This window comes from Sphingomonas daechungensis, assembly GCF_014489495.1.
Lineage (GTDB): Bacteria > Pseudomonadota > Alphaproteobacteria > Sphingomonadales > Sphingomonadaceae > Sphingomicrobium > Sphingomicrobium daechungense.
Window position 1 is genome coordinate 1,745,870 of the sequence record NZ_CP060780.1, and the last position, 17,898, is coordinate 1,763,767.

The following is a 17,898-nucleotide window of genomic DNA, read 5'->3' on the forward strand; positions in this document are numbered from 1 at the left end:
TCGCGCGAGGAGGTTGAGCGCTTCCTCGAGCGCGAACGCGGCCAGCTGCCGTTATGGCTGGTCGCCAGCTTCGGCATGGGCATCGCCTTCTGGATTGCGCTGAATGGGCCGAGAGAGTGGCTCGCAGTCATTTGCCTTGGAGCCGGCGCGGCGGTTGCCGGCTTCTCATTCGGCACCGGTCGGTTGGAACGGGCTGTGGGTTGGGTTGGTCTCGCCGCCGCAATTGGCTGCGGACTCATCTGGCTGCGCTCCGAATGGGTCGCCGCACCTCGGCTCGATCGCCCGAAAGTCGTGACGTTCGAGGCCGTGATAACCCAGGTCGAGCAGCTTCCGGCCAAGGGCGACATACGCCTGACGGTATCTCCTCTCGACGAGAAGCTGCCGCCGCTCGTGCGGGTGTCGCTGAAGGCCGATGGAGCTCCGCCCGGCATCGCAGCTGGCGCCAAGATTGCCCTCAAGGCCCGCCTAGCGCCGCCGCCGCCCATGGCGTTGCCCGGCACTCACGACTTTGCGCGGGATGGGTGGTTCAAGGGCTTGGGAGCTGTTGGCAGGGCGCTGAGCCCAGTCGAAGTGCTGCAATCCGCCGAGCCTGGCTGGCTCGATTCGCTCCGTGATCGCCTCGATCGCCATATCCGCGAGCGGCTTCCGGGCCGTCCGGGACAATCGCCACTGCGCTTGTCACCGGCGACCAGAATGCTGTTTCGGAGGAGGACGCGGACGCGATGCGGCGGAGCGGCCTTGCGCATTTGCTCTCGGTCAGCGGGCTGCACATTGCCGCCGTCGTCGGGGCGGTGATGTTTCTGGCACTGAAGCTGCTCGCGCTCAGCGAGCGGGTCGCTCTCCGGTTCAATCTCGTCCTGGTTTCGGCTGCGGCGGCTGCCGCGGCGGGAATCGGCTACACCCTCCTGACAGGCGCACAGGTTCCGACAGTGCGAAGCTGCGTCGCTGCCTTGCTGGTCCTTGGCGGAATTGCCCTCGGCCGAGAGGCGATCAGCCTGCGGCTCGTTGCCGTCGGCGCCTTGGCCGTCCTCATTTTCCGGCCTGAAGCCCTGGCAGGCCCGAGCTTCCAGTTCAGCTTCGCGGCTGTGACTGCGATCATCGCGTTGCACTCTTCCGGCTGGGGACAGAACCTCCTGATGCGCCGCGACGAAGGTCCGTTCGCCAAGGCCGGGCGGACCCTCGTCGGCATGATCCTCACCGGCCTGGTCGTCGAAGTCGCGTTGACGCCGCTGGCCTTGTACCACTTTCACAAGGCCGGGCTCTTCGGTGTCGCCGCAAATCTCGTCGCGATCCCGCTGACGACGTTCGTTATCATGCCGGTGGAGGCCGCGGCTCTCGTTCTGGACCCTATCGGCCTTGGAACGCCTTTCTGGTGGGCGTCGGACAAGGCGCTCGCGGTTTTGCTATCGATCGCTCACACCGTCGCCGGTGCGAAGGGCGCGGTTGCGACTTTGCCCTCCATGCCTGCCTGGGCCTTCGCTTCCATGGTCCTCGGTGGCCTCTGGTTCTTCCTCTGGACGACCGCTCGTGTGCGTTTGCTCGGATTGGTTCCCGTCGCGGTCGGGGCTGCCGCCGCTGCCGTTGCGCCATCGCCGGATGTGCTGATCACCGGCGACGGTCGGCATCTGGCGATCGTCGCCCCGGATGGAACGCCGATGATGCTTCGCGATCGGTCCGGCGATTTCATGCGCGATCTGGTGAGCGAGGCATCGGGGTTCGACGACGAGCCCGGACTGCTCGCAGAATCATCGATCGGGTCCTGCTCGCGCGATTCCTGCGTGGCCGTCCTGAAGGCCGGGGCGCGGAACTACCGCCTGCTGGCAACGAGATCGGCGAACAGCATCGACTGGAAAGCTCTCACGGACGCTTGCGCAGAGGCCGATATCGTCGTGTCGGATCGTTGGCTTCCGAAAAGCTGCACGCCGCAGTGGCTTAAGTTCGACCGAAAGTCGCTTGTTGAAACGGGTGGATTGGCCATCTTCCTTGATGACCAGCCCGTGTCGAGACGGTGTCCCAGCGCGTCGGTGATCACCCCTGGGCCGAGTGACGCTCCTTGCGAACTCGGCTATCGTCGAGCGTCGCGGAATTGGAGACGTGATATGCCGCAATACGTGATCGAGCGTGATATGCCCGGCGTCGGTTCGCTAGGGCAAAGCGATCTCAAGGGGGCGTCCCAGACCAGTTGCTCGGTCCTTCGAGAACTCGGGCCAGAAATCCAGTGGGTGCATAGCTACGTCACCGACGACAAAATCTACTGCATCTATCGCGCGCCCAACGAGGAAATCATTCGCGAGCATGCCGAGCGCGGCGGCTTCCCTGCCAACAAGATCAGCGAGGTTCGCAACGTCATCGACCCGACCACCGCTGAATAGGCTAATCCGCGGTCTGCCAGACGGCGAGTTCGCTTCCCGACGGATCGATGAAATGGAACCGGCGACCGCCCGGAAAGGCGAAAATGGGCTTGGCGATAACGCCACCGGCTTTCGATACTGCATCGAATGCGGCTTCGAGATCGTCGACACGAATGACGGGCAAGGGCGCGGACAAGGCTTCTTCGGGCTGACCGTTCAGGCCGACGTCCACGTCACCGGTGGTCGTGGCGGAGTAATCCGGGCCGTAGTCGGTGAACGCCCAGCCGAAGGCCTTGGCGTAGAAGCCGCGCGTAAGCTCGTAAGCCGTTGCGCTCGGCAATTCGACGTAGTCAATCCGCGCCGCCGACATCAGTAGCGCCGAATGAGGCCAGCGAGCCGCCCCTGAATGCTGACCCGGCTCTCATTGTAGCGCTGCGGCTCGTAGCGCGCGTTGGCCGGATCCAGGCGAATGGTTTGACCTTCGCGTCGATACGTCTTCAACGTCGCCTCCTCATTGTCGATCAGCGCCACCACGATCTCTCCGTCGCGGGCCGTATCGGCTTTCCGGATCAGTGCGAAGTCGCCGTCGAGGATGCCTTCCTCGATCATCGAATCCCTGAAACTTCAAGCGCGTAATGTTCGCCCGGGCCGAGGAGTGCTGCGGGAACCGCAAAACCCTCCGTTCCCTGGAGGGCTTCGATCGGCGTGCCGGCGGCGATGCGGCCGTGCAGAGGGATTTCAATCGTGTCGTTGGCTGCTGCAGGCACGACCGGGCGTGGAGCGGGCGCGGCAGGGGCCGACGACTCCGGAAGCTTCAAGACTTCCAAGGCTCGCGCCCGATTGGGCAGGCGGCGGATGAACCCACGCTCCTCAAGAGCCGAAATCAGACGATGGACGCCCGACTTGGACTTGAGGTCGAGAGCTTCCCGCATCTCGTCGAAACTCGGCGAAACGCCGGAGTCGTTGAGACGGGTGTTGATGAAGCGGAGCAGTTCGTGCTGCTTGGCAGTTAGCATCGCGCGGCCAATCCCCTGGAACAGACAGGGAACGTGTAGGCAACAAAATGTTAGCCGTCAATACGACCGCAGACTTTAGCTACCGGTGCTCGTGATCCGTGCTTTCGACGCGGTGATTGCCTTCTCGTTCCGCTTCACGCCAACCGTCTGGCGCATGGCGTTGGTGAACTGCGCGCCATACTCCTCCGCCAGCGCTTGCTGCATTTCCTGCTGGGTACGTCCGATGAGCGCGGGCTGGTTCAACGCATTCCCGGGAATGATCTTGTCCACCTTGACGACGTAGAAGCCTTCGCCCTGACCGCCGGCGACCAACCGCGATTTGCCTTCACCGAGGATGAAAAGCATCGCCAGGGGAGGCGGGACCTGGCCCTGGAACTGGCTCAGCTGGATGCGCCGCGCATTCACCGGCTCGACCTTCACGGCCACCGGAGCGCCCTTCGATGCGTCTGCGAGCGAGCCCTTGCCGACCTTTGAAGCAATGGACTGGGCGAGCTGCTGCGCCCGTTGCGATGCCTGGCTGGCGATCCAGTCTTGGGTTACGCGATCGCGAATGCTCGCCAGCGGGCCGGGGCAGCCGGAATAACCCGCGCCGGCGCGACCAGGACATAGCCGCCGTCATTCGGAAGCGAATCCACGACGGGTTCATCGCCCTCACCAAGCTCGAAACCGGACTTGAGCGCGGGCGCGAGATCTGCAGGGAACTTGTAAGCCGCATTGGCCGGCGACGTTCCCGACGCAGTCAGCGGCGGGGTCTCGATCGGGGTCAGCTTGCCAGCAGCGGCGGCCTCGGGGAAACTCGCGCCACCATCAAGGGCGTCCTGAACCTTGTCGACGATCGCCTCGATCGCTTCCTTGCGCTTGTCGGCGACCAGCTTCTGGACAATCTCCGGACGAGCTGCCGCCAGCGACTTGCCGCCTTCACGCTCGATCTTGTCGATCCTCACCACGTTCCAGCCGTTCGCGGTCTGGATCGGGCCGATCGTCGCGCCTTCCGCAGCAGCGAATGCCGCCCCGGCGACATTGGCTCCGGCGGTGGCCGTGAACTGCTCCTTGGTCTGGGGGCCGACGGAGATGTCTTCGGGAGTGAAACCTGCAGGCGCGGCCGCCGCAGCGAACGTCTGCCCGCCGCGGATTCGCTGGACGATAGCGTTGGCCGTCGCCTGATCCGGCGCGACGGCTTGCGTGATGACACGCGTCTCCTTGGATCCGTAAGTTGCGCCGTTGGCCTTGTAATAGTCGTCGATCTCTTTGTCGCTCGGCTGGACGTTCGTTACTTGCTCCGGACCGATCTTCGCGATTCTGAGCACTCTTTGTTCTGGGACCATGTAGCGCCGCTGGTTGGCGGCGTAATAGCGATCGATGTCCGCGCTGGTCGGATTGAGACCCTGGCGGAACGCCGCAGTTGGGACGAATGCCACTTCGCCCGAGCGGCCTTCCAGGAGGATCGACGCATAGGGCGTCGCCATGCCGACCGGCGCCTTCGCGTTCACGACGACCGGCGCGATGATCAGCTGCTGGAGAAGGCCGCTGCTGACGATCATGCGGACTTCCTCATCGGTCATCCGCTGTTCGCGCAGGAAGTTCTGGTACGATGCGTCGGTGAACTTGCCTCCCAAGCCTTTGGCTCCGGGAATGTTCGCGATTTGCGCGTCGACGAGACGCTTCGACAGAACGGACCCGAACTTGTGCGCGAACGCCTCGACCGTCCTTGCGTCGATGACTGCATTCAGGAGAGGGTCCCAGTCGGCCGCGATGCTAGCATAATCAGCGGACGGATTCTGCTGTCTCGCCTGCGACAGGCGGCGCTCCATCGCCCGGCTCATGTCACGGTCGGTGACCGTCTTCGATCCGATCTTCACCAGGGTATCGCTGCTTCCCGGAAGCCGCCGCCCGAGATCACGCTCTGGATATCGCCCATCGCGAACCCGACGAGGATCAGGATCAGGATGATGCCCATGATGGCAGTTCCGACGGTCGATTTTGACAGTCGGCGGAAGGAAGCAAGCATTGAGGCTCCGCGCGAGGCCGATGTGAAGCCGCCGCTTTAGGTCGCGCTTTCCGGGCCATCAAGCGCCCGCTTCCAACAATCGGTGACGAAGGGTAGTGCCGTCGCTTCTCGAGGTCGGGGCAGCAAATGACGCGTCGGAAATATGTGGTTGGAAATTGGAAGATGCACGGCGTGTCTTCCGACTTGGGAGAGATTCACAGCATCGCGGCCGGGTCGGCTTCTGTATCGAACGTCGATGCTGCCCTTTGCTTGCCTGCGACCCTTATCGAGCGGGCCGCGCGGTCCGAGAGTATCCTCCCGATTGGCGGACAGGACGTGCACTGGGCGGACAAGGGTGCGCACACGGGTGTATCTCTGCTGCGATGCTGCTCGATGCTGGGCAAAGCTGACGATTGTCGGCCATTCGGAACGGCGCGAGGGCCAGCATGAATCGAACGAGGAAGTGCGGCGGAAGGCCGAGGCCGCGCTTGCCGCCGGGTTGGACGTAATCCTCTGCATCGGTGAAAGCCTGGGCGTCAGGGAGGCAGGGCAGGCCGTCGGAACGGTGCAGGCTCAGCTTGATGAGTCGCTCCCTCACGCCGAGGAGGCCGCGGCCGCTATCCCGAGACAGTTTGCGATTGCCTACGAGCCGATCTGGGCCATCGGGACTGGGAAGGTCGCTTCATCCGCCGACATCGGCGAAATGCATTCGGCGCTGCGCGATCGGCTGGTTGCCGCGTATGGAGATGCCGGGAACGAAATTCGCATTCTCTATGGAGGGTCGGTCAACGCCTCTAACGCCGCGGAGATCTTCGCGGTGGATGATGTCGATGGCGCGCTAGTCGGCGGCGCCAGCCTGACGACGGAGAAATTCCTGCCCATCGTCCAGGCCGCTTCCGCGGCCTGACCGCTCAAGCATTGAAACTCCGCGGAGCGACCGCTAGATGCCCGCGGCATCCTCCTGAAAGGCCGAAATGTTCAAGTTCCTTCTGATCGTTCAGACGCTCGTCGCCGCTTCGCTGGTCGGCGTCATCCTGATGCAGCGCTCGGAAGGCGGTGGGCTTGGCGTTGGAGGCAGCTCGTCCGGCTTCATGACCGCTCGCGGCGCAGCCGACTTCCTGACGCGCTCGACTGCGATCCTCGGCGGTCTCTTTATCGTTCTATCGATCGTGTTGGCCGCGATCGCCGGTACGACGCGTGAGCCGACCAAGGTCGACACTTCGCTTGCCAACCAGGTCGCTCCTGCACCCGCGCCGGCGACTGCGCCCGCAACGCCGCAGCAGCAGCCGGGCGCTCCGACGTCGAACCAGGCCGAGCCGGCGGTTCCGCTCGCTCAATAGCGAGCTACGAACAGTTTTTTTTTCGCTGGCCGGGTTGCGCGTCGCGGCGTTTCACCCCTAAGCCCAACTCCCATGGCGCGGTTCATATTTGTCACCGGCGGCGTGGTCTCATCGCTTGGTAAGGGTCTCCTCTCAGCCTCTCTCGGGCATTGCTTCAGGCACGTGGCTTCAAGGTCCGCATCCGGAAGTTCGACCCCTATCTGAACGTCGATCCGGGGACGATGTCGCCGTATCAGCATGGCGAGGTCTTCGTGACCGACGATGGGGCCGAGACCGATCTCGACCTCGGTCACTACGAGCGTTTCACAGGCGTGTCGTCCCGGCAGTCGGACAATATCACGACCGGGCGCATCTACCGCGACATCATCGCGAAGGAACGGCGCGGCGACTACCTCGGCGCGACGGTGCAGGTCATTCCGCACGTCACGAACGCCATCAAGGAGTTCGCGCTCGCCGATACCGACGATGTCGACTTCGTCATCTGCGAGATCGGCGGGACGGTGGGCGACATCGAAAGCCTGCCATTCATCGAAGCGCTCCGCCAGCTCCGCAACGACCTCGGCCGCGACCAGACGGTCAGCGTGCACACGACGCTGGTGCCGTGGATCAAGGCCGCAGGCGAGCTGAAGACCAAGCCGACCCAGCATTCCGTGCGGGAGATCTCCAGCCTCGGCGTTGCACCCGACGTCCTGCTCTGTCGCACAGAGAAGCCGATTCCCGAGAGCGAGCGGGCCAAGATTGCTCTGTTTTGCAACGTGCCGGCATCGGCGGTCATCCAGGCGCTCGACGCCCGGTCGATCTACGATGTGCCGTTGCAGTACCACAAGGAAGGTCTGGACGATGAAGTCCTGAAGGCCTTTCGCATCGACGATGCGCCGCCGCCCGACCTGTCCCGCTGGGACGATATCATGGACCGGCTCGACAACCACGAGGGCGAGGTCACCATCGGTGTCGTCGGCAAATACGTCGGCCTTCCCGACGCCTACAAGAGCCTCAACGAGGCGCTCGTCCACGGCGGAATCGCCAATCGCGCCAAGGTCCACATCCGCTGGCTCGACGCGGAAATGTTCGAGCATCCGGACGCCAATCTCGCTGCTGAGCTGGAACCTCTTCACGGCATCCTGGTCCCGGGGGGGTTCGGTGAACGCGGAAGCGAGGGCAAGATCGCGTCGGTGCAGTTTGCCCGCGAGCGCAACGTTCCGTTCTTCGGCATCTGCCTCGGCATGCAAATGGCCTGCATCGAAGGCGCCCGGAACACGGCCGGCATTGCAGAAGCTTCGACCACCGAGTTCGGTGAGACTCCCGAACCCGTTGTCGGCCTCATCACAGAGTGGATGAGCAAGGAGGGCCTTCAGGCTCGAGCGGAAGGTGGCGACCTTGGCGGGACGATGCGGCTCGGAGCCTATCCGGCCAAGCTGGATGGCAACAGTGTCGTTCGCGGCATCTACGGGCAGGACGAGATTAGCGAGCGCCACCGCCACCGCTATGAGGTGAACAGCCACTACAAGGATGCGCTGGAGAAGGGCGGTCTCGTCTTCTCCGGAATGTCCCCGGACGGTCGTCTCCCGGAGATCGTGGAGCGTCCGGACCACCCTGGTTCATCGGCGTCCAGTTCCATCCGGAGCTGAAAAGCCGGCCGTTCGAACCGCATCCGCTCTTCGCCGGCTTCATCGAGGCCGCGCTCAAGCAGTCGCGTCTGGTTTAATTCAGGTTAGGCACTAAATCGGGCTTCGAAATGACCAACACCATGTCCACCCGCGTTGCGATTCTCGGCTCCGGTCCGGCCGGCCTTACCGCCGCCATCTACGCCGCGCGCGCAGGCCTTTCCCCGATCGTCATCCAGGGCATTCAGCCCGGCGGCCAACTCACCACGACGACCGATGTCGAGAATTATCCCGGCTTCCGCGACGTCATCCAGGGCCCGTGGCTGATGGAAGAAATGCAGGCGCAGGCGGAGCATGTCGGCACCCGCATGGTGTGGGACCACATCTCCGCAGTGGACCTGAAGAGCCGCCCGATTCGGCTGACTGGCGATAGCGGCACGCAATATTTCGCGGACACGCTCATCATCGCCACCGGTGCCCAGGCCAAGTGGCTCAATCTTCCGTCGGAAGAGCATATGAAGGGCAGGGGCGCGTCAGCTTGCGCGACCTGCGACGGCTTCTTCTATCGCGGCAAGCGCGTCGCGGTCATCGGCGGCGGCAACACCGCGGTCGAGGAAGCGCTTTACCTCACCAATCACAGCCACGACGTCACTCTGATCCACCGCCGCGACAGCCTTCGCGCCGAGAAGATCCTGCACGACCGGCTGTTCGCCAATCCGCACATCAAGATCATCTGGGATTCGGAAGTCACCGAGTTCGTGGGCGGCGGCGAGCCCGAAGCGCTGATCGGCCTCGACATCAAGAACCGCCTGACCGGCGAAGTCTCGCGCATCGATGTGGAAGGCGCATTCGTCGCCATCGGCCACAAGCCGGCGACCGAATTGTTCGACGGCCAGCTCAAGCTCGACAGCGACGGCTATCTCGACGTCGAAATTGGCTCGACCCGCACCAGCATCCCGGGCGTGTTCGCCTGCGGCGACGTCATGGACAAGATTTACCGCCAGGCCGTGACCGCGGCCGGAACGGGCTGCATGGCCGCCCTGGATGCGGAGAAGTATCTGGCGGCGCAGGAATTCGAGGCGATGGCCGCCGAGTAGGCCTTAGCGGCTCTGAAGCCGCTCCACGAAAGCCAGAAGGCTACCAAAGCTCGCAAAGTCCTCGGCATCGACGTCGTCGTCTTCGATCAGGACGCCCAGCCGCTCCTCGAGCGCGGTCAGAAAATTCGCGACTGCCATGGAATCGAATTCGGGAAGCGATCCGAACAGAGCGGTGCTGTCTGCAAACCCGCTCACCTGGGATTCCGCGAGACCGAGCACCTGCGACAGCAGTTCCCGCAGCGTCACCTCGGCGATGATCTCGTCGGGCGCTTTTTCGACCTTGTTCAACACCCTCGCGCCCCTAATCCATGGTCGTTGTTACGGCAACATCATTGCCTCGCGCCCCTCTCCCGGCGATGACGACTGAGTGACACCGGATCCAATGCCTTTTCCGCTCGATCACCTGGTCATTCGCGGCGCTCCGGATGCGCCTGCGCTTACCGCGGGAACGGAAACGCTGACTTACGCCGATTTGGAGGAGGAGGTTGGACGGACAGCCTCCACGCTGCTCTCGAGGGGGCTCAGTGCAGGCGACCGCGTGGCGAGCTGGATGGGAAAGACCAAGCTGGCCTGCATCCTTCCGCTCGCCGCAGCGCGCGCCGGCCTTGTGCATGTTCCAATCAACCCCGTGCTCAAGCGCGCGCAGGCCCGGCACATCTTGTCGGACAGCGGCGCGAAACTGCTGATTGCAAACGAGGCCCGATTGGCGTCCCTGGAGGACGGCGACCGTTCTGGCGTGGAGCTATTAGTCCTCGAGCATTGGAATGCGTCCAGCGAGGCCCTCGGTCCGTCGACGCGAGATCCGAGGATTTGGCTGCTCTGCTCTATACATCTGGGTCCACCGGCAAGCCCAAGGGTGTCATGCTGAGTCACGCCAACCTGTGGCTCGGTGCAATCAGCGTCGCGCATTACCTCGGACTTGGGCCAGGTGATCGCACTCTCGCCGTGCTCCCGCTGGCCTTCGATTACGGCCAGAACCAACTGCTTTCGACATGGGCTGCGGGGGACAAGCGATCGCGTTCGACTACCTCCTGCCAAAGGACGTCGCCCGAGCAGTCGGGCGTCATGACGTCACCGTGCTGGCAGGCGTTCCCCCGCTTTGGATTCAGCTTGCGGAGGCTGATTGGTCGAAAGGCCAGGGTGCGACGCTTCGAACCCTGACGAATAGCGGCGGGCATCTGCCCGAGACCGTCTTTCGCAAGCTCCGCTCGCTCTTTCCGGCCGCGTCGGTCCATCTCATGTACGGTCTGACGGAGGCCTTTCGTTCGACGAGCCTCGATCCCTCCCTCGCGGATGCGCACCCGGACAGCGTGGGAAAGGCCATTCCCTTCGCGGAAGTCATGATCGTCGCCTCCGATGGAAGTGAAGCTCTGCCGGGGAGGGAAGGCGAACTGGTTCATGCTGGGCCCCTGGTCGCGCAAGGCTATTGGCAGGACCAGGAGAAATCGGCTGAACGATTCAAGCCGGCGCCCGCGTCCTCTCGATATGGAGGGACCGCAGTCTGGTCCGGCGATCGCGCGGTGAGGGCTGAAGACGGCCTGATCCGCTTCCGTGGCCGAGACGACGCGATGATCAAGGTGAGTGGCAATCGACTGAGTCCGACCGAGATCGAGGAAGCGGCGCTCTCAAGCGGCGCAGTTCGGGACGTCATTGCACTTGGGGTGAAAGACGAGCGTCTGGGCCAGGCGGTCAGGTTGATCGCAGTTGCCGACGGGGAGAGCGCCGAAGACCGGCTGAGAGCTTACTTCGCCAGGGAGCTTCCTGCCTACATGCAGCCCAGGGACATCGTCTGGGTCGATGCACTTCCCATTTCGCCTAATGGCAAGGTCGATCGGGCGGCATTGGTGAAGGAACACGCATGAAGCCGATGGGGCCTATTCCGCCAGGCTTTGGCGCCGATGGTGAGGGCGTCTCCTGATCGGTGGGCGCACGTTCGATGACTTGATTGCCGATGCGGGCGGCACGCCTCTGTTCGTTTACGACAAGTCCTTGGTCGGACGGCAGATTGATCGCTTCCGGGCAGCAATGCCGCCTGGTGTCGCCCTGCATTATGCCGTGAAAGCAAACCCGTATGCTCCGTTGCTGCCATGGATTGCGGAGAAGGTGGACGGGTTCGACGTTGCTTCGGCGGGGGAGCTCGGATGCGTCGCTCATCTCGGCCTCCCAATTAGCTTCGCGGGCCGGGCAAGACCGATCAGCAGCTGGAAGCCGCGATCGGCGCCGGCGTCACGATCAATCTCGAAAGCGAGGGGAGGCAGAGAGAGCGCTGGCCATTTCGGCGCTGGGAAACAGGCCTCCCAAACTTGCGGTGCGAGTGAACCCGCCCTTTGCGCTCAAGGGCGCGGGGATGAAGATGGGCGGGTCGGTGAGCCAGTTTGGCGTTGACCACGACCGTGCGCCGGCGCTCATCCGCCGTTTGATCGAAGCAGGCGCGGATTGGCGCGGCCTCCACATCTTCGCCGGTAGCCAGTCCCTTCACGCGGAAGCGCTGATCGAAGCGCAGGCTGCGACAATCGCTCTGGCGGCGGAGATTGCTGATCAGGCCGGAGCCCCGCCGCCCGAGGTTAATCTCGGCGGCGGGTTCGGCATTCCGTATTTTGGCGGGGATCAGCCGCTCGACCTCGAAGCGATTGGAACGACGCTTTCCAATGTATTGCAAGAGCGTGGAAAAACCCTCGAAAGCACCAAGTTCGCTATTGAGCTCGGCCGCTGGCTCGTGGGCGAGGCAGGGGTCTATCTCACGCGCATCGTCGACCGGAAGGAAAGCCGCGGCGAGACGTTCCTGGTCACCGATGGCGGCCTTCACCACATGCTCGCCGCGTCTGGCAATTTTGGCCAGCTCCTTCGCCGAAACTATCCGGTCGCGATTGCCAACCGCTTTGGGCTGAGCCAGATGAGGAGGTGACGATCACAGGCTGCCTGTGCACCCCGCTCGATCTCCTCGCCGACAGCGTCGAGTTGCCCCGGGCCGAGGCCGGAGACGTTATCGCCATATTCTGTGCAGGCGCCTACGGCTTGACCGCCAGTCCGCAGGATTTTCTCGGCCAGCAGCGAGCCAGAGAAATCCTCGTTTGAGTTTCGCTCCTAGCCGTACTTGGCTTCGACGAAATAGAGCCGTCAGGAGGCGCGTTCAGTCCCAATTCCGCGCGATCGCGGGCTTCCAGCGCTCGCTTGACGTCGGAAGGCTGCCACTGGCCTCGTCCAACGAGCGCCAGGCATCCCACCATCGAGCGTACCTGGTGATGCAGGAAGCTTCGTGCAGCCGCCTCGATGTGAATTTCCTCGCCCGTCCTGGCCACGGTCAAATGGTCGAGCGTTTTCACCGGACTATCGGACTGGCAATGCGCGGATCGGAATGTCGTGAAGTCGTGCCGGCCGATCAGAAAAGCTGCACCTTCAGCCATCGCCTCCGCGTCCAATGGAACTGCGATGTGCCAAACGCGGCCGCGATCCAAAGCCGGCGGAGCGCGGCGATTCAGTATGCGATACAGATACTTGCGGCCAAGGCATGAGAACCGCGCGTGCCAGTCATCCGCGACGTCCTCCACCGCAATGACCGAGATCGGATGAGGCCGGATCAGAGCGTTAATTCCCTCCCGCAAGCGGTGCTCCGTCAGCGGCTTCTCGATATCAACGTGGGCGGCCATGGCCAGCGCGTGAACACCGGCATCCGTGCGCCCTGCCGCATGCACGGCTGTAAGCTCTCCGGTCATGCTCTGGATGGCCTCTTCCAGAGACTGCTGGACCGACGGGCCATGATCCTGCCGCTGCCAGCCCATGAAGGGTTGGCCGTCATACTCGACCGTCAGCTTCCATCGCGTCACGAGTTGCCAGGCTCTTCTTGATTAAGCCGTGAGCCTTTGGGAATCGGAAACCCACGGAGAAGTTCGTCGGGATTCATTCTAGTTCGACCAGCGCGCTGAACGATCAGCGGCCGAACCGCCCGCTCTGCGCAGGCGATTTTTAGATGATCGTCCGCAACCACGCCCGAGGGACCACCGCCGGGAACGACTTCTGCTAGAAGGACCTTGATCCGCTCGCCCAAGAACTCGAACCAAGCGCCGGGTGGGTTAAACGCCCGCACTTGTCGTTCGACGGCGTCCGCATCCCGCGTGAAATCAAGCTGCGCCTCAGATTTATCGAGCTTTGAAGCGTATGTGGCGCCGTCCTCGGGTTGTGGCCTTGGCGGGTAGCGTGCCGGTTCGGCAAGCCACCGCCAGAGTGCCTGTCCACCAAGTAATGCCAATTCTTCGGTAACCTGTCCTGCTGTTTTCCCGTCGATTTCGAGAGGCCAGTCTAGCAATATTGGACCGGTATCCAGGCCTTCGTCCATTTGCATAAGCGTGATGCCAGTCTCTTTGTCACCGGCAAGGATTGCACGCTGGATCGGCGCCGCGCCGCGCCAGCGGGGGAGGAGCGAAGCATGGATGTTCACGCAGCCCATCTTCGGTGCGTCGAGGATCGGCTTGGGCAAAATCAGACCGTAAGCGGCGACGACTGCCAGGTCTGCGTCCAGGGCGGTGAAGCGAGCCTGCTCTTCCTCGTTCCGAAGGGTTCTTGGTGTCCGGACTTCCAGCCCGAGCTGCTCGGCTCGCTCATGGACGGCGGTCTTCCGGTCGGCCTTTCCGCGTCCGGCAGGCCGCGGAGGCTGGCAATAGACAGCAATGACCTCGTGACCTGCCTCGACCAGCGCGTTTAGTGCTGGAACGGCAAAGTCCGGCGATCCCATGAAGATGATCCGCATTGCCGCGCCCTATGGCGGAAGGCGGGGACTTTGCCTACCTCAGCGCCGTAATGGCTTCCGAGGAGATTGAGGCGCTTTCAGGCGCGCTGGCACGGCTGCCGGGGCTCGGACCCCGTTCGGCACGTCGTGCCGTGCTGCACCTCATGAAAAAGCGTCAGACCGCACTGGAGCCGCTGCTGTCGGCCCTGCAGCGAGTCTCGGAGAAGCTTTCGACCTGCTCTGTGTGCGGGAACGTCGATACGTCGGACCCCTGCGGTATTTGCCGCGATCCGCGCCGGGACGAGAAGAGTCTCTGCATCGTGGAGGAAGTTGCCGACCTCTGGGCGCTCGATCGCTCGCGGCTGTTTCCCGGGCGATATCATGTGCTTGGCGGCCGGCTTTCAGCGCTGGAGGGCGTTCGGCCCGATGATCTGGCGATCGACAGCCTCATCCAGCGCGTGGCGTCGGGCGGCATTGAGGAGGTCGTCCTCGCCATGAACGCCACCCTGGAGGGCCAAACCACGGCGCATTACCTCGCTGAGCGGCTCGAAAAGTTCCCAATCCGCCTCACGCAGCTCGCTCACGGCCTCCCTGTGGGAGGGGAGCTGGATTATCTCGACGAGGGCACGCTCGCGCAGGCGCTTCGTGCTCGTCGGCCGGTTGCTTGAAGCGACTGGGCTGAAAGACTAAATTGACCCGCATGGCCATCCGACCGATCGTTGAAGTTCCCGACCCGCGCCTGCGCGAGATCTCCAAACCTGTTGAAGGCGTGGACGAAGAGCTGCGCACCCTCGTCGCCGACATGTTCGAGACGATGTACGATGCGCCCGGCATTGGCCTTGCGGCGATCCAGGTCGGCGTGCCGCTGCGCGTGCTGGTGATCGATCTTCAGGAGCCGGAAGAAGAGGGCGGAGAGCCGGTCAAGGACCCGCGCGTGTTCATCAATCCGGAAATCCTGACCACCTCCGACCAGGACGTGCCGTATACCGAGGGCTGCCTGTCGGTGCCGGACCAGTTCGCCGAGGTCGACCGGCCCGATCGCATTCGCGCGCGTTGGTTGGATCTCGACGGCAAGGTCCGCGAAGAGGACATCGACGGGATGCTGGCGGTTTGCCTCCAGCATGAGATGGACCATCTCAACGGGGTGCTGTTCATCGACCATCTGTCCCGCTTGAAGCGCAACATGATCCTCAACAAGCTCGCCAAGCAGCGGAAGGTGGCAGCCTAGGCCATCGCCGGCGTCACCGACGCCGCTGCATTCCTGCAATCCTCGGCGCATTCCCGGCAGATTTGCGCGCAGAGCCGGCAATGCTCATGATCGTGCTTCTCGCACTCCGCCGCACATGCGTCGCAAACGCGGGCGCAGAGTTCGAGGACTTCGCGGAGAACCTGTTCATTCGAGCCGGTGCGGCGTAGCCCGACGCGGCAGGCGGCGTCGCAGATGTCTGCGCAGTCCATGCAGGTGCGGATGCACTGCGTCATGTCCATCTTCTCGGCCGCGCAGGCGTCGGCGCAGCTGAGACACATTTTCGCGCAGTACATCAGGTGGTGGACGGCATCGCCGAGCGGCTGGTTCACATGGCCATGCACGTCGGGGTGCAGCGAGATCATCTTGCGGATGGACATTCAGGACTCCCTAGATTCCTGTGGAGAACCAGTAGTGCGTAGCGCGGTTCCTATTGTCGCTGAAATGAAATCGCTCTAAGGTTCCCGTTCTGTTCCTGGGAGGGTGCGGACATGAGTGGAACCGTCATCGCCTTCGTCATTATCGCTCTCGCCGTTGGAGCGTTGCTAGGCTGGTTGCTTGGCAGCCGAGACGGAGCCGGCGCGAAGCAAACGGTCGACAGCCTGCGCCTGCAACTCAATGAGGTCGCGCGGGAACGCGATGCCAATCGCGAGGCGGTGACGAAGCTGGCTGCCCTCGAAGCATCACAGGTGGAACGAGAGAAGGGTTTCGAAGCCCGTATCAAGGAACTGATCGAGGCCAAGGAGGCGTTGTCGAGCCAGTTTGCCGAGATCAGCAACAAGCTACTCGCCGAGGCGCAGGAGACATTCCTGAAGCGCGCCGATCAGCGGTTCCGGCAATCCGAGGAGAATAGCGGCGCTAACATCAAGGCATTGCTTCAGCCGGTTCACGATCGCCTGGAACGTTATGAGACGACCGTACAGAAGGTAGAAGCCGAACGCCGCGACGCCTTCGGACTTCTTTCAGGGCAGATCGATGCGATGCGCACCGGGACTGAGCGCGTATCTGCAGAGGCGGCCAAGCTTGTGAACGCACTTCGCAATGCGCCTAAAGCACGCGGGCGCTGGGGTGAACAGCAACTCCGCAACGTGCTCGAAAGCTGCGGCCTGTCCGAGCATTGCGACTTCGCAACCGAGGTGAGTGTCATCGACGGGGATGGGCAGCGGTTGCGCCCTGACGTCGTGGTTCGCGTGCCTGGCGGGCAATCGCTGGTGATCGATGCCAAGGTTTCCCTGAACGATTACCAGGACGCCTTCGGCGCCGTCGACGAGGCCGATCGAGCGACGCACCTGACGGCACATGCCTCCGCGATCCGCGCCCACGTGAACACCTTGGGCGCAAAGGCGTACTGGGCACAGTTCGAGGATGCGCCGGACTATGTCGTGATGTTCATTCCGGGCGAGCATTTCCTAACGGCAGCGCTCGAGCAGGATCCGAACCTTTGGGATTTTGCCTTCGACAAGAAAGTGCTTCTCGCAACGCCGACCAATCTGATTGCGATCGCGCGCACCGTGGCTGCGGTCTGGCGGCAGGAGAAGCTTGCCAAGGAAGCCCGGCAGATCGGTGAGCTTGGGAAGGAGCTCTACGAACGGCTCGCCAAAGCGGCCGACGATCTTCGCAAAGTCGGCAGCGGCCTGTCGTCGGCGGTGAACAATTACAACAGCTTCGTCGCGAGCTTTGAGACGCGGTCGCTAGTTACGGCGCGCAAGTTTCGTGAGCTCAATATCGAACCGGGCCGGCGAGACATCGATGTGCTGATGCCCGTCGAGGCGCTCCCGCGCTACGCGGATGAGGAACTCGGACTCAGCGAGAGCGAAGGCCCGCCGCAGATCGCTGCCGAATGACTTAGAAGGTCTGACGGAGCTCGATTGTCCCTGCGGAATTGCTGAGCGTGAGCCGATCGCCGTTCGGCTTCATCGTCACAGGCTGTCCGAGGATCTTCGCTCCCTGGTTCTCGAAGCTCATGGCGGGCTCAGGACAGAACTTCCGCGTCATGGCCATCGCGCCGACGTTCAGGGTGTCGCCGCCGACGGAATAGCCGCCGCTCATGCTGTTGCACCCGAACTTGGCGCTGACACGGTCTGCATCGAACTGAACGAAGTAATCACCCTGCTGTGGTGTGGGCGGCCGTTGACCGACTCCACGCGCCAGTTGGTTCCGGCAAGAGTCGCTGGAGCCACGGGATCTCCTCCGCATCCGTTGAATCGTTTGCCGTCGACATCGACCTGAACCTTATCGCTATAAATCTTGTCCGACATGCCGTCGCTGCAACTGGCGTGGACGATGTTCACGTGGATGCGCGGCGTCTGGTAGATTTCGCCGGCGATCCCGACGATTGCGGGCGGCCGCGGCTGACGGATCGGTTCCCCTCCAGCGGGAATGAAGGTGACGTCCCTATCGTCGATGACCAGCGACCAAAATGGCTCGGTTCCGATTGCGCGATAGGGCGCTGTCGACGGTGGTGGATAGGTCATGCAGGCGTTGAGCAACAGCGCGACAGGTAGGGCCAGGAACGCTTTCATGACTTGGACCTC

16 protein-coding genes and 6 pseudogenes are annotated in these 17,898 nt (G+C 63.1%); 11 read left to right on the forward strand and 11 right to left on the reverse strand.

Features of this window, described 5'->3' with window-relative positions; genetic code table 11:
- Window positions 1–75: 75 nt before the first annotated feature.
- Window positions 76–795 carry a DUF4131 domain-containing protein gene (locus H9L15_RS17500; protein ID WP_223276131.1) on the forward strand — a complete coding sequence of 240 codons (720 nt, stop codon included), beginning with the start codon at window positions 76–78 and terminating at the stop codon, window positions 793–795.
- Window positions 723–2,372 (forward strand): ComEC/Rec2 family competence protein, encoded by a 1,650-nt coding sequence (locus H9L15_RS17505; RefSeq protein WP_223276132.1) that lies wholly within the window; start codon window positions 723–725, stop codon window positions 2,370–2,372. Before H9L15_RS17500 ends, H9L15_RS17505 begins: the two co-directional genes overlap by 73 nt.
- 1 nt (window position 2,373) lies before the next feature.
- Here H9L15_RS17505 and H9L15_RS09420 read toward each other — a convergent pair whose 3' ends face one another.
- The 5 genes and pseudogenes from H9L15_RS09420 to H9L15_RS09440 form a co-directional block, all read right to left on the reverse strand.
- Window positions 2,374–2,721 carry a VOC family protein gene (locus H9L15_RS09420; protein ID WP_187713923.1) on the reverse strand — a complete coding sequence of 116 codons (348 nt, stop codon included), beginning with the start codon at window positions 2,719–2,721 and terminating at the stop codon, window positions 2,374–2,376.
- Window positions 2,721–3,367: pseudogene (lexA, locus tag H9L15_RS09425) on the reverse strand (transcriptional repressor LexA). The gene H9L15_RS09420 and the pseudogene lexA overlap by 1 nt, the downstream one beginning before the upstream one ends.
- 75 nt (window positions 3,368–3,442) lie before the next feature.
- A complete protein-coding gene (locus H9L15_RS09430) occupies window positions 3,443–3,793 on the reverse strand; it encodes a hypothetical protein (protein ID WP_187713924.1) in 351 nt (116 codons plus the stop codon).
- A gap of 110 nt (window positions 3,794–3,903) precedes the next feature.
- The gene (locus H9L15_RS09435; protein WP_187713925.1) at window positions 3,904–5,226 is read right to left on the reverse strand and encodes a peptidyl-prolyl cis-trans isomerase; all 1,323 of its coding nucleotides are present in this window, start codon (window positions 5,224–5,226) and stop codon (window positions 3,904–3,906) included.
- Window positions 5,223–5,375, reverse strand: coding sequence for a hypothetical protein (locus tag H9L15_RS09440; RefSeq protein ID WP_187713926.1), 153 nt, complete (start codon window positions 5,373–5,375; stop codon window positions 5,223–5,225). The genes H9L15_RS09435 and H9L15_RS09440 overlap by 4 nt, the downstream gene beginning before the upstream one ends.
- A gap of 126 nt (window positions 5,376–5,501) precedes the next feature.
- Between H9L15_RS09440 and tpiA the strand changes: the two are divergent.
- The 4 genes and pseudogenes from tpiA (at window position 5,502) to trxB (ending at window position 9,395) form a co-directional block, all read left to right on the forward strand.
- A pseudogene (gene tpiA / locus H9L15_RS09445) lies at window positions 5,502–6,261 on the forward strand (triose-phosphate isomerase).
- Between the two features lie 67 nt (window positions 6,262–6,328).
- Window positions 6,329–6,694: a preprotein translocase subunit SecG gene (secG, locus tag H9L15_RS09450; protein ID WP_187713927.1), complete on the forward strand. Its 366-nt coding sequence runs from the start codon at window positions 6,329–6,331 to the stop codon at window positions 6,692–6,694.
- 72 nt (window positions 6,695–6,766) lie between these two features.
- Window positions 6,767–8,399: pseudogene (locus H9L15_RS09455) on the forward strand (CTP synthase).
- Window positions 8,400–8,429: 30 nt separating this feature from the next.
- Entirely contained in the window at window positions 8,430–9,395 is a 966-nt protein-coding gene (gene trxB / locus H9L15_RS09460; protein WP_187713928.1) for a thioredoxin-disulfide reductase, read from the forward strand.
- A gap of 3 nt (window positions 9,396–9,398) precedes the next feature.
- Here trxB and H9L15_RS09465 read toward each other — a convergent pair whose 3' ends face one another.
- On the reverse strand, window positions 9,399–9,686 hold the full coding sequence (locus H9L15_RS09465; protein ID WP_223276133.1) for an acyl carrier protein: 288 nt from the start codon (window positions 9,684–9,686) through the stop codon (window positions 9,399–9,401).
- Between the two features lie 91 nt (window positions 9,687–9,777).
- Here H9L15_RS09465 and H9L15_RS09470 point away from each other — a divergent pair.
- Both H9L15_RS09470 and H9L15_RS09475 read left to right on the forward strand, forming a co-directional pair.
- Window positions 9,778–11,257 (forward strand): annotated as a pseudogene (locus H9L15_RS09470) (acyl-CoA ligase (AMP-forming), exosortase A system-associated).
- Window positions 11,254–12,470 (forward strand): annotated as a pseudogene (locus tag H9L15_RS09475) (pyridoxal-dependent decarboxylase, exosortase A system-associated). The pseudogenes H9L15_RS09470 and H9L15_RS09475 overlap by 4 nt, the downstream one beginning before the upstream one ends.
- Before the next feature lie 9 nt (window positions 12,471–12,479).
- Here the strand turns inward: H9L15_RS09475 and truA are convergent.
- A pseudogene (gene truA / locus H9L15_RS09480) lies at window positions 12,480–13,219 on the reverse strand (tRNA pseudouridine(38-40) synthase TruA).
- On the reverse strand, window positions 13,216–14,139 hold the full coding sequence (gene fmt / locus H9L15_RS09485; protein ID WP_187713930.1) for a methionyl-tRNA formyltransferase: 924 nt from the start codon (window positions 14,137–14,139) through the stop codon (window positions 13,216–13,218). Before fmt ends, truA begins: the two are co-directional and overlap by 4 nt.
- 50 nt (window positions 14,140–14,189) lie before the next feature.
- On the opposite strand from fmt, the gene recR reads away from it, so the two are divergent.
- Window positions 14,190–14,786: a recombination mediator RecR gene (gene recR, locus H9L15_RS09490; protein ID WP_187715863.1), complete on the forward strand. Its 597-nt coding sequence runs from the start codon at window positions 14,190–14,192 to the stop codon at window positions 14,784–14,786.
- Window positions 14,787–14,818: 32 nt separating this feature from the next.
- Entirely contained in the window at window positions 14,819–15,346 is a 528-nt protein-coding gene (gene def / locus H9L15_RS09495; protein ID WP_187713931.1) for a peptide deformylase, read from the forward strand.
- On the opposite strand, the gene H9L15_RS09500 is transcribed toward def, so the two are convergent.
- The gene (locus H9L15_RS09500; protein WP_187713932.1) at window positions 15,343–15,744 is read right to left on the reverse strand and encodes a four-helix bundle copper-binding protein; all 402 of its coding nucleotides are present in this window, start codon (window positions 15,742–15,744) and stop codon (window positions 15,343–15,345) included. The two genes, def and H9L15_RS09500, sit on opposite strands and share 4 nt — an antisense overlap.
- Window positions 15,745–15,855: 111 nt before the next feature.
- On the opposite strand from H9L15_RS09500, the gene H9L15_RS09505 reads away from it, so the two are divergent.
- Window positions 15,856–17,208 (forward strand): DNA recombination protein RmuC, encoded by a 1,353-nt coding sequence (locus tag H9L15_RS09505; RefSeq protein WP_187713933.1) that lies wholly within the window; start codon window positions 15,856–15,858, stop codon window positions 17,206–17,208.
- A 1-nt stretch (window position 17,209) separates the two neighbouring features.
- Here the strand turns inward: H9L15_RS09505 and H9L15_RS09510 are convergent, their stop codons facing one another.
- Both H9L15_RS09510 and H9L15_RS17510 read right to left on the reverse strand, forming a co-directional pair.
- Window positions 17,210–17,515: an META domain-containing protein gene (locus H9L15_RS09510; RefSeq protein ID WP_223276674.1), complete on the reverse strand. Its 306-nt coding sequence runs from the start codon at window positions 17,513–17,515 to the stop codon at window positions 17,210–17,212.
- On the reverse strand, window positions 17,410–17,886 hold the full coding sequence (locus tag H9L15_RS17510) for a COG3650 family protein (protein WP_223276723.1): 477 nt from the start codon (window positions 17,884–17,886) through the stop codon (window positions 17,410–17,412). The genes H9L15_RS09510 and H9L15_RS17510 overlap by 106 nt, the downstream gene beginning before the upstream one ends.
- Window positions 17,887–17,898: the final 12 nt, after the last annotated feature.